The 15618-nt window shown below is 41.7% G+C and carries 13 protein-coding genes; all 13 read right to left on the bottom strand.

The genetic code is table 11. From position 1 onward, the window contains the following. Positions 1-356 (bottom strand): hypothetical protein (locus KGF70_RS14675; protein WP_253955627.1); only part of this gene is annotated, 356 nt, incomplete at its 3' end. After that, entirely contained in the window at positions 353-805 is a 453-nt protein-coding gene (locus tag KGF70_RS14670) for a DUF1617 family protein (protein WP_216769274.1), read from the bottom strand. The genes KGF70_RS14670 and KGF70_RS14675, both read right to left, overlap by 4 nt. Positions 806-807: 2 nt before the next feature. Further along, positions 808-3294, bottom strand: coding sequence for a gp58-like family protein (locus tag KGF70_RS14665; protein WP_216769276.1), 2487 nt, complete (start codon positions 3292-3294; stop codon positions 808-810). Further along, complete coding sequence (locus tag KGF70_RS14660) at positions 3285-6674, bottom strand: hypothetical protein (RefSeq protein WP_253954874.1); 3390 nt, start codon at positions 6672-6674, stop codon at positions 3285-3287. Before KGF70_RS14660 ends, KGF70_RS14665 begins: the two co-directional genes overlap by 10 nt. 14 nt (positions 6675-6688) lie before the next feature. Further along, positions 6689-7051: a DUF6711 family protein gene (locus tag KGF70_RS14655; protein WP_013355725.1), complete on the bottom strand. Its 363-nt coding sequence runs from the start codon at positions 7049-7051 to the stop codon at positions 6689-6691. A gap of 13 nt (positions 7052-7064) precedes the next feature. Further along, positions 7065-8456, bottom strand: a complete 1392-nt coding sequence (locus KGF70_RS17435; RefSeq protein WP_253954875.1) for a hypothetical protein — start codon at positions 8454-8456, stop codon at positions 7065-7067. 211 nt (positions 8457-8667) lie between these two features. Next, positions 8668-12891, bottom strand: coding sequence for a phage tail protein (locus KGF70_RS14650; RefSeq protein WP_367889999.1), 4224 nt, complete (start codon positions 12889-12891; stop codon positions 8668-8670). Beyond that, positions 12881-13225, bottom strand: coding sequence for a hypothetical protein (locus tag KGF70_RS14645; RefSeq protein ID WP_367115012.1), 345 nt, complete (start codon positions 13223-13225; stop codon positions 12881-12883). The genes KGF70_RS14650 and KGF70_RS14645 overlap by 11 nt, the downstream gene beginning before the upstream one ends. A 53-nt stretch (positions 13226-13278) precedes the next feature. Further along, the gene (locus tag KGF70_RS14640; protein WP_033608825.1) at positions 13279-13677 is read right to left on the bottom strand and encodes a DUF6096 family protein; all 399 of its coding nucleotides are present in this window, start codon (positions 13675-13677) and stop codon (positions 13279-13281) included. A 99-nt stretch (positions 13678-13776) separates the two neighbouring features. Next, positions 13777-14247, bottom strand: coding sequence for a phage tail tube protein (locus tag KGF70_RS14635; protein ID WP_013355728.1), 471 nt, complete (start codon positions 14245-14247; stop codon positions 13777-13779). 14 nt (positions 14248-14261) lie between these two features. Beyond that, positions 14262-14627 carry a hypothetical protein gene (locus KGF70_RS14630; protein WP_003642824.1) on the bottom strand — a complete coding sequence of 122 codons (366 nt, stop codon included), beginning with the start codon at positions 14625-14627 and terminating at the stop codon, positions 14262-14264. Then, a complete protein-coding gene (locus KGF70_RS14625; protein ID WP_044431353.1) occupies positions 14627-15178 on the bottom strand; it encodes an HK97 gp10 family phage protein in 552 nt (183 codons plus the stop codon). The genes KGF70_RS14630 and KGF70_RS14625 overlap by 1 nt, the downstream gene beginning before the upstream one ends. Before the next feature lies 1 nt (position 15179). After that, positions 15180-15554, bottom strand: a complete 375-nt coding sequence (locus KGF70_RS14620) for a hypothetical protein (protein ID WP_216769280.1) — start codon at positions 15552-15554, stop codon at positions 15180-15182. Positions 15555-15618: the final 64 nt, after the last annotated feature.

Genomic DNA, 15618 nt, shown 5'->3' with positions numbered 1-15618 from the left:
TCTGAAAAATCTGATTCAGTGGCAGTAACATTCGCATTCACATATGTGCCAGTTTCAGACTGATTAAATTGAGTGGATACCGATGAAATCTTGCCAGCAGTAAAATTCCACCCACCATTAATTGCAATTAGAGAATCAATGATTGATGGAATCTTATCCACCGCACGTTTTGATAATTCTTTTTTTGTTAGATCATCGAAAGTTTCATCTTTAGCTAAGTCTTTCGGATAAATAGTGACATTTGCCGTAATAGTTACTCGACCTTCTACTTCGCCACGAATACCTGCAATTACAGAACTCGTATTACCAGTTCCATCAATATTATAAGAGATGCTAGTGTTTAATAATTCCATCATTTGTCACCCTTTCCAAATGCTTTTTCTAATTCATCAAATAAAACGGCATATACTTCTGCAGTCTGACCGTCCAACTCGTATGGGTAATCTGCGAGTGCTTGATAGAGAGCTTTAATTCTTTCAGAATACTGGCTCACGTCAATAGTAATCACTTCATTGACTAATTGATCAAAGTTTGACTGTGCTTCTTCCATTGTGTAGTCATCTTTTAAAATTAATGTTTTTTTATCTGCTTGGTATACAAATTCCCCGTCATCATCAGTTTTGAAATATACTTTCTGTGTGGCAGTACGATCTTCGTTAAATTGTTTGTCTGCATCAGCAAGACGTTTCCCGAGCCATGTTCGGCCCAACGATGCCCGACCCTTGAGCTTGTATTCCTGAAGCGCTTGATAAATGTTTACTAATTCACCATTCTTGAATCCTAATTGTACTGATGTTTTTGACATAATTATCCTTCTTTCAATTGTTTAATTTCTGATTCTAATTTGTTAATGCGATCTCGGTAATTACGAATGATTGGGATAAGAGTCAATGTAATACGATCATACATAAGCCCTTCTACTTCACCTCTGTCATTGTATTCTACTAATTCAGTTAATCCAGCATCGTCTACATCATCAGCAATCATACCGAAATATCGGCGAGGATCTGGAGCTTGAGGATCTAATGTTTTGTTAAGAACTTCTGCTTTATCAAACCAATGCGCAGTTGGAACTTCCAGGATACGTTCGCCCATCTCAGTCTCGAATGATCGTTCGATATTTGTTTTATACTTAGAAGCCGAACTAGCTCTAACAATGGCACCATCATCAGCAACATAAACGTTAGCCGCATGACTGGTGGTTTTCACCCATGTGCTAAAGTTGTACAAGTAGTTACAATCCATAATAATGTTTGACCCATTCATACCTCCAGAATGAGTACTAGTATGTGTAGCACCAACCATAATTGAAGGACTGGCTGACCAGTATTGATTGTATGACGTGGCTTTACCTCCAGATATAACCACACCGCGATCAGCTCCACCAACTTTAGTCATGTGCCATCCTTTATTCAAAAGGCCAGAACCATACCCAGTTGCAAAACCACTAAATTTCTCTGTTCCAATTCCTATGTCAAATATTCCACTTCCAGTTGCATTATCCGAATTTGTCAAGACTGCGTATTTACGACCAATAAAAGCAGCGCCTTCAGTTGATTGCCCACCAAACGTATTTGAGATACTTAGATAGGGATCGGTAGATGTGTCATAAGTTCCGGGTTGTACAAATTGCATTTCACCATCTTTTAACATTACACGATTACTGCCGTTTGCTACTGACATATACCCTGAGTCAATATTAATATCAATTGCATTATCAGCCGAATGGATACGTCCCGCCTGGAATTGAACATTACCAGTATTCAGATTAATTGATAAGTTACTACCGTTAATCGTACCGGTTGTTATATTGTTCGCATTCAAATTGATTACATTTATATTCGCAGCATCAATAGTACCTGCAGTAAGCTTATCAGCGCTTAAGTTAGCAATCATGGCATCCTTAATAACTGCATTATCAATATAGGTATCAGCCGTAATATGCAGTTTATTACCGCGTATCTTGATTCGTTCAGGGGTGATATTAATTGCGTTGATAACCCCCGCATTTTCAACACGAAGATCTATCAGGTCATTCAATTGTGTAATCTTTGACTGATAAGTTTCATTATCAACCTTTCCACGTACAGTTGTTTGAACGGAATCGATAGTTTGAGAAAGCTGGGATAAAGCAGTAACGGTCGCATTATCTGCTGGATTAGGGCACCAATCAGTAGCTACGGAGCCTTTTTCTACCTTGATTCCGGCAATCTGTATGGTATTGACATTGTCAGGAGTTCGTTCAAGTCGGGGGCGTAAATAACCGTCACTAGTGGCAACTGTTGTCACTGATATTCTCTGCCATGAATTTGTTATTGTTACTACGTTCTTGGCTGGATTTGCTCTAGCGGTGCTGTAACTACCTTCAGGGTTATTGTTGAGTAACCAGTAGACCGTACTTGATCCAGTACCACTTGTGTTTTTAACGTACGCACTATAAGTTAAAAAATCACCTTTTTTAACTTGGATATATTGGCTTAGCCCATTCCAATTTGCGGTTGTCTGTATTACAGCTAACCCATTATAGGTATCCGTAGTTTTTGTCCAATAAGTGGATGGGGCGGAACCGGCTGTGTTCCATGATGCTAAGTTGTCAAAATTCTGAGTATCGGTATACAGGTTTGTTCCCACAGCACTATCAGTAACTCGTTGCTGAACTGTCATTAAAGTGCTATTAAATTCCGTAGCACTCGCTTGCAATTGGCTAATGTTATGCTTATTTGTTTTATTGTCAGAATTTAGTGAATCAAAGTTAGCACTCAAAGATTTGCTTGTTGCTTGAAGTGTACCAATATCAGTAGATTGCTTACCTAGAGTATTATTAACTGTTGTAAACTGACTTTTAAACCCACTGGAATCAGCCTTTAATTCATTAATACTAGTATCATGCCCATCGACCGTAGTTTTGACACTTGATAAAGTTGCATTAATTCCATCAGCAGTGGCATTAATCTGATTTTGTGCCCAAGTTTGAGTGGCATACCCATTAAGGTCTTTCTGTTCAATTTTCTTGGAAATATCAAGTTTCATACCGTCAACAGTTTGTGAAAGCTGGGATAAAGCAGTAACCGTAGCTGTGTCTTCAGGATTGACCGAGAAATCGGTGGCTGCTGATCCTTTTTCAAGTTTTGGCGCTGCAAACTCATACCGTGCACCAGCTACTTTTGGACCTGCCGACATTTCGATGCGTATTGAATTTTCGTAATCCTTAGTCGGATCATACTTAACGTCCGTAAACTTGAAAGGAACTACTATTCGTACCCACTGGCCCTCTTTTAAGCTTGTTAGTTGCATAGGTATGGAATTATCTTTTGTAGTTGCATAGGTATGGAATTATCTTTTGTAGTTGCAGACGAGTAAAAGCGAATAGAAGCATACGACATTCCTGCAGGATCTTCGCCCACTACTCTAAAGTAAATAGAATAGGTAAAGTCATCCGTGGTATTTATAACGCCACGGTCTAATAGATCTTTATAACTGTATCGAATATTGCTAAATGCGTTTGTGACGTACTCTATATTTGACCCAAGATAAGTTCCTCGATTTTCAGTCCATGCCAAGTTTTTAGTATACCAAGACGGTTCTCTCATCTGTGTTTGAGAATCTAGTAGTAAGTTAGTCCCAACAGCACTATTTTGAACCTGTGTCTGAACAGTTTCTAAAGTGCTGCTGACTTCTGAGGCAGTCTGTTTAAGTTGGCTAATATCATTCTTATTAGTCGTATTATCGCTTGTTAACGTATTAAAACCGGTAGTTAATTCTTTAGAGGTGGCTTGTAAGGTTCCAATGTCGGTGGTTTGCTTACCGAGAGTATTGTTAACCGTTGTAAACTGACTCTTAAAAGAACTAGAGTCAGCCTTTAAGTCATTAATACTAGTAGTCTGTCCATTAACCGTACTCTTGACACTTGATATAGTTGCATTAATGCCATCAGCAGTAACATTAATCTGATTTTGCGTCCAGGTTTCTGTGGCGTATCCATTGAGATCTTTCTGTTCAATCTTTTTAGAAATATCAACTTTCATACCGTCCACAGTTTGTGAAAGTTGAGAGAACGCAGTAACCGAAGCATTGTCAGCTGGATTAGGACACCAATCAGTTGCTAGACTGCCTTTTTCCAATTTAAGATGACTTACAATCCCAATTCCAGAGCCTGAAAGTTGAACATATCCATTAGCATATCCAATTTCTGTTATGTTTTTCGGTACTACAAATGTTTTGGACAGCCTTCCTGAACCTGAATCATTATTAGGATAGTACCATGTGCCAAAATAGTTTGTGGTATCTGCAACTATTTTAATTTCAAACCCTAGACGGTTATTATAACTTCCAGCTATGAATCCTGAGTATTCATAGTCAACTGATAAAGTAACAGTTTGCCCTTCTAATCCTTTAAATAAGGTTAGCAGATCATCAGTAGTTTCGTTTGAAAGGTAACCATAGACATATGGTTTTCCTGTATTTGTAACTGCATGATCACCAGTACCTGTTAATAGGTTAGTCCCGACAGCACTATTTTGAACCTGTGTTTGAACAGTCTCCATGGTGCTACTAAGCTCGGTGGAAGTCTGTTTAAGTCGACTAATATCATTCTTATTAGTTGTATTATCACTTGTTAACGTATTAAACACGCTACTCAATTCTTTAGACGTAGCTTGCAGACTTCCAATATCAGTGGTGTGCTTACCAAGAGTATTATTAACCGTTGTAAACTGACTCTTAAATGAACTGGAATCAGCCTTCAGGTCATTAATACTGGTCGTCTGACTATCGACGGTACTCTTGATACTGGACATGGTTCCGTTAATTCCATCAGCAGTCATCTTAACCTGATTTTGAGTCCAGGTCTGAGTAGCGTAACCGTCCAAATCAGTCTTAGTCAGTTTGACAGCTAGACCACTTTCTAACTCAGCAATGGTCATAGTCGATCCGTCAGTTAGTGTCTTATAACTCTGGCTGACTGCTCCGGCAATTTGCTTGGCATCTTTAGAATCAGCTGCGGCGGAAGAAGCCTGTTTTACTGCATCACTAGCGTCACTTTGAGCATTCAATGCATTAGCTAAGGCACTATCTGCCTTTTGATCAACTTTTCCGAACTCCGAAGCTGTGGAATTTGCTGTGGAAACTGCATCACTAGCATCACTTTGAGCATTCAATGCACTAGCTAAAGCACTACCAGCTTTTTGGTCAACTTTGCCGAACTCCGAAGCTGTAGAATTTGCTGTGGCAACTGCAGAACTAGCGTCACTTTGAGCACTTACAGCTTTGTCTAGTGCTTGATGAGCTAATGCACTCGTGTCATCATACTTGGCCGCAAGCTGGTCAGCCTTATCACTGACCGCTTTAGCTGCATCTGTACTGGCCTTAGCTTCCAGTTCCACTTGGTCAACTTTTGCTTTCACTTCTTCCCCAGTAGCGTCCGACACAGTAAGTACCCATTTACCAGTTCCATCTGCCTGACGCTCGTAAGTCCACAATTCAACTTTATTACCGTTCTGTTTGTACCAGATATCGTTAAATTTAGCTCCGTATGGCGGTTCAGTTGTATCTGTACCATAGATATAGTTACCCGAAGCACCTTGCCGTCCACCTAAGTCAGCAACATATTGTGATAGCTCGCCTCGCCAAGCATAGCTACTACTAGAGGTTGAGGTCTGATCTGCTTTAGAAACAGCAGACAAACTGCCATCAAACGTCATAGTATAACCATTATTAGGCACGTTGAACTTGTTGCCTTTAGTATCCTGTAGTGTTAGCCAATCGCCAGCTTCTATTGCAGGATTGCCAAACCAATTCAAACTGAAAGGGTAGAAGGTCAAGCTTTGTAACTGTTGCCATATTGATGCTAAACGATCCATTGTCATCAAATTGTTGGTGAGTTTAATCTGTGATCCTGACGTTGCCCCTACTTGAAGCGTGTTTGTAGTTTCGGTACTCTGACCTGTTGAATCCGTAGTAGTCGTTGTGACCTCACACTGAATACCGCCAATCTTGTATGGTGCTTCATTTTTCGTTAAGCCACCTTGTTCGTATTGGCTCGGGTCTAATGTATAATCTGGCTCTGCAATCGTGCGAATTGTTAATTTGCCGTCCCTATCAAACGTTGCAAATCCAGCATAAAATTGAGCAATCATGCCAATTGCATTTCGATACGTTTGACCGGTAATAGCACTCGGTAAGTTAACTTGTACAGGCAAACGACTAATGTCAGTTGTATTGAGTAACACGCCAGCCAAATTTGCAATTTCTGCAATCACACTGGTCATTTTCGCAGGGTAAGTTAACTTAGAAGTGTAGGTACCCTCCAATAGACACATCTGGTCATATGCCTTAATTGTTGTCTCATCGTTGTTTCGGTCCATTTGAATGTCATCTGATACGATAAAGAGGCCAAGCGAGCTATACTCGTAGCCATTAGATGTTTTTATGCCAATCTTAGGCCATACCGTCATGCCAGGTTTAAGTCCTTCAATTAAGTGTGAAAACTTAATTGTCACGCTGTTTTCATAATTCGAACCAATACCAAACGTATCTCCAGTATAGCCACCTGCGTCATATGAAATGGATGCAATATCTGTCGTTTTATAGTCAATCTTGTTAATTGTGACAACTGCATCCAACGTCCGTTCAGTTGCCTTCCATGCAGCGAGGGCTAAATCAGATTGCTTAATCATTAATTTTCACCCGCCTACTGTTCAATGAAATCCATTGAAACATTTTGCCAAATATAATCTGATGTCACTGGATTAAGTGTATAAATCGGTGCAGTCCGATCACCAACATAAAATGTTTTGGTCACTACTGCACCTTCTTGTGGGTCTAAATAACTGCAAGAAAAAAACTGTCCAGAGACAGCTTTTAGTATTGTGCTATTCTCGGCCAGTGTTAGCGGCCCCCATTTTACTGTTAACTTGCGTTTGATTGCGACACGGTCTCGATGCAAAAGTCCATTCGCGTCACGTGATGCTTTTGCATCAATATCTTGGATTGCAACTTCTAGGGACTGTGGTGCTTTAACCACTGTCCCACCAATCTTCAGTGAATATGTCAATCGTAATCATCTCCTATAGTCTCAACATGTTTTTACCATTCTTCTGATTTACCGCGTTAATGCCTTTAATAGCAGCATTACCAAACTTCTCATCACCAACTTGCAACGTCAAGTTCACATTGATCGGTTGATTATCCATGCTGCCGCCAACGTTTGTCATTTGTAAGCCCTGTACAATCGCATTCACGATGCTTGTTCCAAGCTCGTTAATGCCACCACTATTCATACTCTGTGTACTTGTACTACTTGGCTGACTAGCCAGACTGCTCATATCCATCGACTGAGTTAAAGCTGCGGGCATTTGTAAGCCATCACTGAACGTTTGTCCCATGAAGCTTAGTGCCTGCTTAATCAATTGCATTGACCGTGGAATGTTAGTTAAAGGTAAAACCATTTCCGGCTTATTCTGTTCAGCCACTTCGATCATTTGATGAGTATCAACAAGACCGCCGTTAGCAAAACGGCGGTGCCCAATCGGTCCACTGTGCAACCAATCAAATTTAGGCGTGCCCCAAATGACTGTATGACCAGCAGCATTGTAATAGTCTGAGTTATTCAGATAAGCCAATACTTGGTCAAATGATGATCTGAAATTATGATGTCCAGGAAAAGCAAATGCATCAAAGGTTGACTTGACATACTGTAGTGGTCCACCTGCAGGATTACCAGCTAGCGAGTTCACATCAGTAATTGTCTGCATAATATTTCGATTCCCGGTCTCTGACTTAGCCACTTCAATGATATCGTGTTGCATCTTTGACCACCGCGATTTAGGAACTTTAGTCATCTCGAGTGCGCGACTAATCATTGAATGAGTGATTGCACCACCATTTGGTCCTTCGCTCTCGCCGTATTCTTTGAGAATCTTACCGACCCAACTTTTAGCACTATCAACACTAAAATCCACCATACTTTTAGCAACATCTAGCGGATAGCCGCCTAAGCCGGTAAATTTAACAAACTTGTTCATAGCAGCTTTCAATACTTTTTCAGGGTGCGTGACATCGTCCCAGATATCACTTGCCGTATCTTTCACACCATTGGCAAAACTGCCTACACTGTCCCCTATACCACTGAACAAATCACCAAAATTCGGCATGCTAAAGTTGAAACTTGGCAAATTGAAGTTACCAATACTTGAAAAGTCAAAATCAAAGTCTCCAATACCACCGGCATAGTGTGGCACCATTGCTGTTGCTTTACGAGCCGTTTGTGCCGCATTGAGAATTTGAGTACCTCTCGGAAGATTGACCATCATATTGCGAACTGCTGGGAAAAGACCTGTTCGTCCATTTGGTAACTTGTATGCTTCACGATACTTATCACCAACCTGATCATTAACGATTGCAGGACCACCTTTATGGCGACCACCAGTTGCAAATGAAGGAACACTCCAGTGACTCAATGACTTTGCTTTGCTGGAGGCGCCTACGTGATTGAGAATCCATTTAATGCCATCGATAACGCCATTAACGGCTTTTCCAATCGTACCAATTATTGCATTAGCAACATCCGCAGAACCCTTTTTTACAGACTTCCAACCAGATGAAAGACCGCCACCAATTTTACCGCCTAAACCACCGGCCCATTTTGCAATTGTTTTACCCGTGCCAGTTCTAAACGAGGCAACTACCTAACTGAGTACCGGCTCTTAACGCAGCCGCCCTAGAACTCCCCATTCCAGAATTAGTCTTCGAGCCTAAACTTCCAGCCCAACTAGAGACAGTCTTACTTGCGCCAGTTCTAAAGTTATTAACCCATGAACCTAACTTACTACCCGCATTCTTGGCTAATCGTTTGCCATCTTCGACTTTAGTATTAACATTACTACCAATATTTGATGCCCATTTTCGAATACCGACGATTGCACCTTTAGATTTGCTCGTAAACTCAGACGTCCAGTTACCAATCTTTTTACCCGCTTCTTGAGCGGCCTTTTTACCATCAGAAACTTTCTTATGAACACCGTTGCCAATATTCGATGCCCAAGTGTTAACAGTTCTCTTAGCACCGCCAACAAACCCAGTAGTCCAATTACCAATATTCTTTCCTGCTTTTTGGAAATCCTTCTTAGCATTAGTTATATGGGTCCCAACCTTTTTACCAACACTCTTAGCCCAATCGGAGGCTTTACCAGGTAATTTCGATGCCCATTTAAGAATATTCTTACCTGTTTTTGTATCTTTAAGGAACCAGGAAGCAATCGTGCCAACCGGATTAATAATAAAACCAATTATTTTAGTCCAATTTTTAGAGATCCAATCGATTGAATCTCCAAACCATTTGGTTATATGCTTCCACACAGAATTACAAAAATCTCTAAATTTCTTATTATGTTTGTATAGCGCGACGAATCCAGCAACTAATGCCGCAATCGCAAGTACGACTAATCCTATTGGGTTAGCATCCATTGCAGCATCTAATACTGCTTGTCCGGCGGCTGCCAATTTAGACCAAATACTCCAATTTTTGAGAGCCTTCCAACCATCTGCTAATGCAGCAGCATAATCTGACCACTTCATTTTTGCAAGCGACCATAATGTCTTCACGCTGCCAACAGCTTCTTCTAGCTTATCAATTCCAGTAATCCCTTTAAAAAAGTCTCTGAGAACATGCCCTTTACCACCAATAATAGCCGCTTTATCAGCTAATTTTCCAAGTAGTCCTATTCCATTGCTTAGCCCCGTCATTGTTACTTTAAACGCAAACATAGTTACTAAGACTTTCGCCATTGCTTCAACGGCCGTATGGTGTTTATCTACCCAACTGGAAATCCCGCCTAATGCATCTGCTAACTTCTTAAGCACGCCAACGATAACTCCACCAGTCCACTTTGCTAATGGCTTTAGGAACGAATCCCATATCCATTTAAATGCTGGCTGTGAAGCTTGAATAATGCTGTGAACCAATTTAAGCGCCGCAGCTAATGCATCGAAGAACGTTGGGATTAAATTAGTAATCGTGTATTTGGCCAATGGTAACAGGATATTTTGATATCCCCAATCCAGGCCGTCCCATACATCTTTGACTACTGGTCTAATCGCTTTTAGTAATCTATCAATCGATTGCAGTAAGGGCGTAAAGTCAAGTTTAGAAGCCCACTTAACTGTTGCTCCTGCCATGTCATTTAACGCACCCAACATGTCATTAACCATACCGAGCAGCGTTTTAAAAATAGATGTACCAACACCACCATGTTGCCAAGCCTTGTCAAATTGACCGCCAAGTGCACTAACAGTATTAAAGATGTTTGTGAATATCTTGTAGAGATTTGATGCAATTTTCTCACCCGCACCACTATTCCAAGCATTACGAAATGCTACTGCAATATTATTAAGCACTTTTATTACAGCGTTCAATGCATTTAAAATTGATTGAATAAGCTTGGTACCAGTGTTGCCATGATTCCATGCATTATCAAACGCCTTAGCGATATTACCAATCAGCCCGACTAAATTTGTCACCAACGTAATGAGATTGGCAAAAATCCGTTCGCCCAGATTGCCGCCATTCCATGCACTACAGAATGAAGTGGCAATATCATGTATCAGTTTCAATACATTATTTAGCGAATTAAAAATGGTTTGGACTAGCTTAGTACCACGACCGCCGCCACCTTCCCATGCTTGTGAGAAAGCTTTGGCAATATCGCCAATAATATTAAGCATGTCTGCTAACAATTGTAAGATAGCTTCTACTGTTTTCTGACCAGTGCCGTTATCCCATACATGCATAAACGACCGACCAACATCCCCAAGGGCGCGTCCGACCTCTTTCCAAGCATACTTAGCCGCATCTACTACCGACTTACCCTTGGCGTCCCACGCCGCCTTCATTGGATCAAAAAGTTCACCCAAAACTTTTTGTAACTTTTTTGCTGCATCCGTTGCGCTATTGAATGACTGACCTAACGGAACACCAAAATTAACACCATCATTACCGGCTTCACTACCAATGTCATCCGTCGACTGCAACGGTGTACTTTCTGGTGCACTTTGCGTGGGTGTTGACTCTGGCGCAGTTTGCATTTCTTGCGGCGTAAATGTCTCTTTAGGCTTTTTATCGTAGGAATAGTCTTCATCATCGCTACTCTTATCCAAGACATTGAGCTCATCAAATCCCATTAAAGACTGCATGAGTTCTTTGTTCTTTTTCTTGGTTGCTTCCATGGAAGCCTGAGAACGTTTATTGGCGGCTTCAATTGCCGCGTTAGCAGCACGAACTTTGGCAGCACCTTGTTTGTTCGACTCCGCAATTTGTCGATTAGCCTCACGAACTGAGGCTGCTTTAGCCTGATTTTGCGCCCGAATTTGAGCATTTGCTTCACGAACTGATTTAGCCTGAGCCGCATTTTGCTTTCGAATCTCTTCGTTTGCCTTCTTAACAGAAGCAGAAGCTTTGCTAGAAGCGGCAGCCGTGTCATTTAGTGCCTTAGATTGCTCATAAAGTCCCTGAGCACCTTGCCGCGCCTTGGAATAGCTCATACCCGTTAGTGCTGATGTGAACTGTGCCAACCATGATGTCGCTTTAGATAATGACGACATTAATGCATTGACAGCCGGAAGTACAAAGTTGTAAATCGGATAGAATGCTGTCAGTAAATTGACCTTGATTTGATTCAGACTACTTGCAAACTGCGCGTTCGTCTTAAATGCTGTCATCATCCCAGTAGCAAGTTGCGTCAAGCCTTGGTACAGCAACCCAAATACGATTAATTGTGATGGGAGGTACTTCAACTGCTGGGCAATGCCGCCCAGGGCCCCGCTGGTCCGTCTAGCACTAGAAGAGGCTTTGTTCATTGAAGAACTACTACTATTTCCAAAATTGCGTATCCGGCTTGTTGCACCTTGAATACCGTTGCTAATGCGACTGAACCAATTAGAAGGCCCCTTACCGGAACCTGATGCTTTATTCATTGCGCTACTTGCCGCACTGCCGAAACGATTATACGAACCTGCCGCTCGTGTAGCAGCCGTCCCGGATTCACCCATCTCAGTATTGAGCTTACCAATTACAGATTTAAGTTCGTCACCACGATCAGAAACATAAGCATAGCTCTTGTTCAGACTATCATTGGAATTAATGAGCTTGTTCATCTTATCGCGTGTGCTCATGATGCTCTTTTCAAGTGCCGTGCTTTGCTTGGTCAGCCGGTCGCTGGCACCCATCGTCTTCATAGAATCCTGAACATCACGATAGGAGCCCTGCAACGCCTTCAACTGACGCCGATAGGTTTCAATTTTAACTTCGTTTTGATCCATAGCTTTAGAAATCTGCCGCAGTGAGTCCGGCACCGCTTTAAATTCTTGTCGCATTGATTGGGCTAGAGCTTTAGCTTGGTTTTGATAACGCGTCATCTGAGCTTGAGCGGACGCAACCTGATTATCAATTTTAATTCCTTGCGTCCCATTCTGTTGAGCGGTATTCAAGGACGTTTTTTGATTCATTAAGTCACGCATCTTGGCTTGAGCAGCTCGGGCCTGATCCATCTTTGCATTGATATCACTCAGCATAGCCTGTAAGTCCTGTTTTACCTTAACCCGGCTACCGGTAAACATCTTGCCAGCATTCTGGTTGACCTTGCTAGCCCCGGTAGATGTCGAGCTACTCATTCGTTCGAATGCAGTTTTGATAGTCTCGTTCAAACCGGACAACTGGTCTTGCAACTTTTGAACACCTTTAGAAACATCCATCGACTGCTCGGTCTTGTCCATACCGGACTTCGCACTATCAGCGGTCTTCCCCATCAATTTATCAATCATCGGTTGAACCTTGGCAAATTGTTGTTCCATTTGTTCAGTGTTCACTTTGAATAGCAGTTCAATTTCTTCAAGTTCCACGTTGTTTCCCCCTTCCTATGTAGTTTTTTTTGAATTTTCGGGCTGTCTTAATCTTTTGCGATTGCTGCATTAGAAGCAACTGGTCCCGTTTCCATTCAGGAACAGAATCCGACGATGTACTAGTCGCTGTTTTGATAAATGGATAAGCCTCTTCAACCGATGGCATTTTGCTAGGGTCGTTCAAAGCAAATGCCATCATCTCAGCTTGCTTGTGATCCATTACCGCTCTCATTCGCACATCATCTATACGGTTACGATTATTTGCGATTACTTGAACCATGAGTTCACCAAAATCAAGTTCCCAAAAGTGGTCAGAATCAATCCCAGATTGCACGGCCAATGGGTAAATAGCACTTAGCAACTCAGAAACAGTCTGGTAATTATTGCTTAAAGTGTCGTCTCGGTCGTTGGTTCGTTGTCCAGAGTGACTTCCGATTCCGTATTCGTCTTCGAAGCCGAAGCTGTCTTGCCGAAAAAACCAGATTCCTGGAATAAGTCTGTTAGCACTGTAAATAAATCCATTGGGGCATGACCTTCATCAAAATATTTTTCAAAGGCAGCAAAAATGTCGTTATCAGTAACGCCGTGAGTTTGGTTCGCACCTTGCAATACGATAAGCATTTCATTCAATGGTGGCAATTTCATTCCGCCATCCGCACTCATAAAGAGCGACATCATAGATTTACCCAAGCGTTTTTCAATATTCAAAATATCACGGCCTGTTAACTTTAATTCAAGTTGTAATCCACCCATTTCAAACTTCTTAGTTGCTTTCTTTACTGTCATAACGTAGTTCCTCCATTTTTATTATTCGTCTCATATCAGCCTGCTGGCCTACTCGTCTCTTACTCAAGTTAATTATTATCTGGATAAAATGTGACGGTTCTAAGCTCCGGCGCTACTACTGGCCGTTGCAAAGTCCGGTCCGTCCGATACGATAATCGAAATCGTGTATTCAAGTGCTCCGTTGACAGCAACGTTACCCATTTTGACGGTATATGAGCCAGTGAAAGAAGCTGTCATCCCATCAGGATAAGTGACCTTCCATTTATATTGCTTATTGTCACCATTGTGCGTTAAAGCCGTTGCAAAGTTGCTGCCCTTGTACACAAAGGTAAAAGCTAACGTTGATGTATTTTCAATCCCAGGAACTGACTTCTTTTTCGTATCTGATAAATCAGTCACATCGATATTTTCTGGGTCTGAACCCATGTCAGGAACGGTCTTAATACCGCCAATTTCATCAAACTTAGTGCCATCCACTGACATTTCAAGCTTGGTCCCTGTTCCGGCAAGCCCGGCACTAGCGTCTGCAGCAAATCGTTGTAAATCAAATACTGTTAAATTCTTTTTCAATTTCAATCATCCTTTCAACTTTCAAATACGCGGTGACTAGTGTTATCAACAACACCAGTAAATCGTAATACAGTGCGATTCACACCCGCTAAATTGCTATCACCAACATCGCTTGAAAATCCCATATCACCAAATGATGACATGAGCTTATTCGTGATTGCCGTTGTGCTACCTTCTTTTAAGAAGAGGTCAATTGTGATCGTCCATTCCGTTTGCAACTCTTGCTGATTAGCATCACGAAAATAGGCTTTATGTGCCGTGTTGTATACAGCGATTGGGAACACCGTTAAATTATCTGGGTACGTGGTTGAGACCTGTTTAATTTCCGGTATAGCCGTTAGTGCTTGATACACTACTGACTTCACATTAATAATTACCATCAACTACCCCCTAATTTGTTATGGAGTGCGGCCTCCACACTCTGCTTAATCATCTCTGGTGCCTCACGACTGGCTTGTTTGACGGCGGGGGTTAAAAACTGGCGGGCGGGTTGACCGCTTGTCCGATAGAATGTGTGTCCGTCGATTTCGATTTTAGGCATACCATACAGTTCACTCAGGTCAGTATCAACGTCATCAGCAGGAATGAACCAAGGCGTTTGCCTGTACACTGGTGTAAATCCATCGGGTAAATCTTTTTGCGACTCCTCACCCACTCGTCCAGTACCGAGCTCACGAAATAGCGCTACTGGGTCATCGGACCAGACACGACCGACAATCTTGCCATCACTATCGACAACCTCATATTTAATACTTCGAGCCAACTCACCATTTCCATACTTAACGCTGGATTGAAGTTCTTTGACTGCATAGCCCTCTGCTTTCTCAACAACATCAAAAGTAGCATCCCAGATGGCATCGTGAACCACACTGGGCATTTTTTTGAGCTGAGCTTTCAGCTTATCACTGCCACGCCATTCAACTTCAGCCATTCTATTCGCCTCGTTTACGTTGCTCTAAAGTGATATTTTTATGGGTGCTGAATGTTTGTATCGAATTGATAACGTAATCTGGCTCGCTATCTTTAGTAACATTGACACAAACACCCCAATTTTCTTGTTGACCTTCATTGATCTGATTACCTTGATACTTACCAGATTTAATGTACTTAAGGTCTTTGCCCCAGATTTGCGCATTCACTGAACCGCCAGCAGCTTGAATGTTCATCCTCACTGCAATTGGATTGCTCCATCCCGCCGTAATGACATTACCTTCATCATCGTGACCTGATTGTTGTTGTCGTAAATAAACAGTTGTCAGGTCTGTTGGTCTAAGAAACTGTTTGAGGTCTTTGAAAGACGCTTGAATTTCCGGTAAAATATGTAAAAAAAAAGGACTTCATTATGACTGATTATCCAAGCAATATCACTCA

Source organism: Lactiplantibacillus sp. 7.2.4 (assembly GCF_018991185.1).
Taxonomy (GTDB): Bacteria; Bacillota; Bacilli; order Lactobacillales; family Lactobacillaceae; genus Lactiplantibacillus; species Lactiplantibacillus pentosus.
Note: the sequence above shows the minus strand (reverse complement) of the source record. Positions and strands in the feature narration are given on the sequence as shown.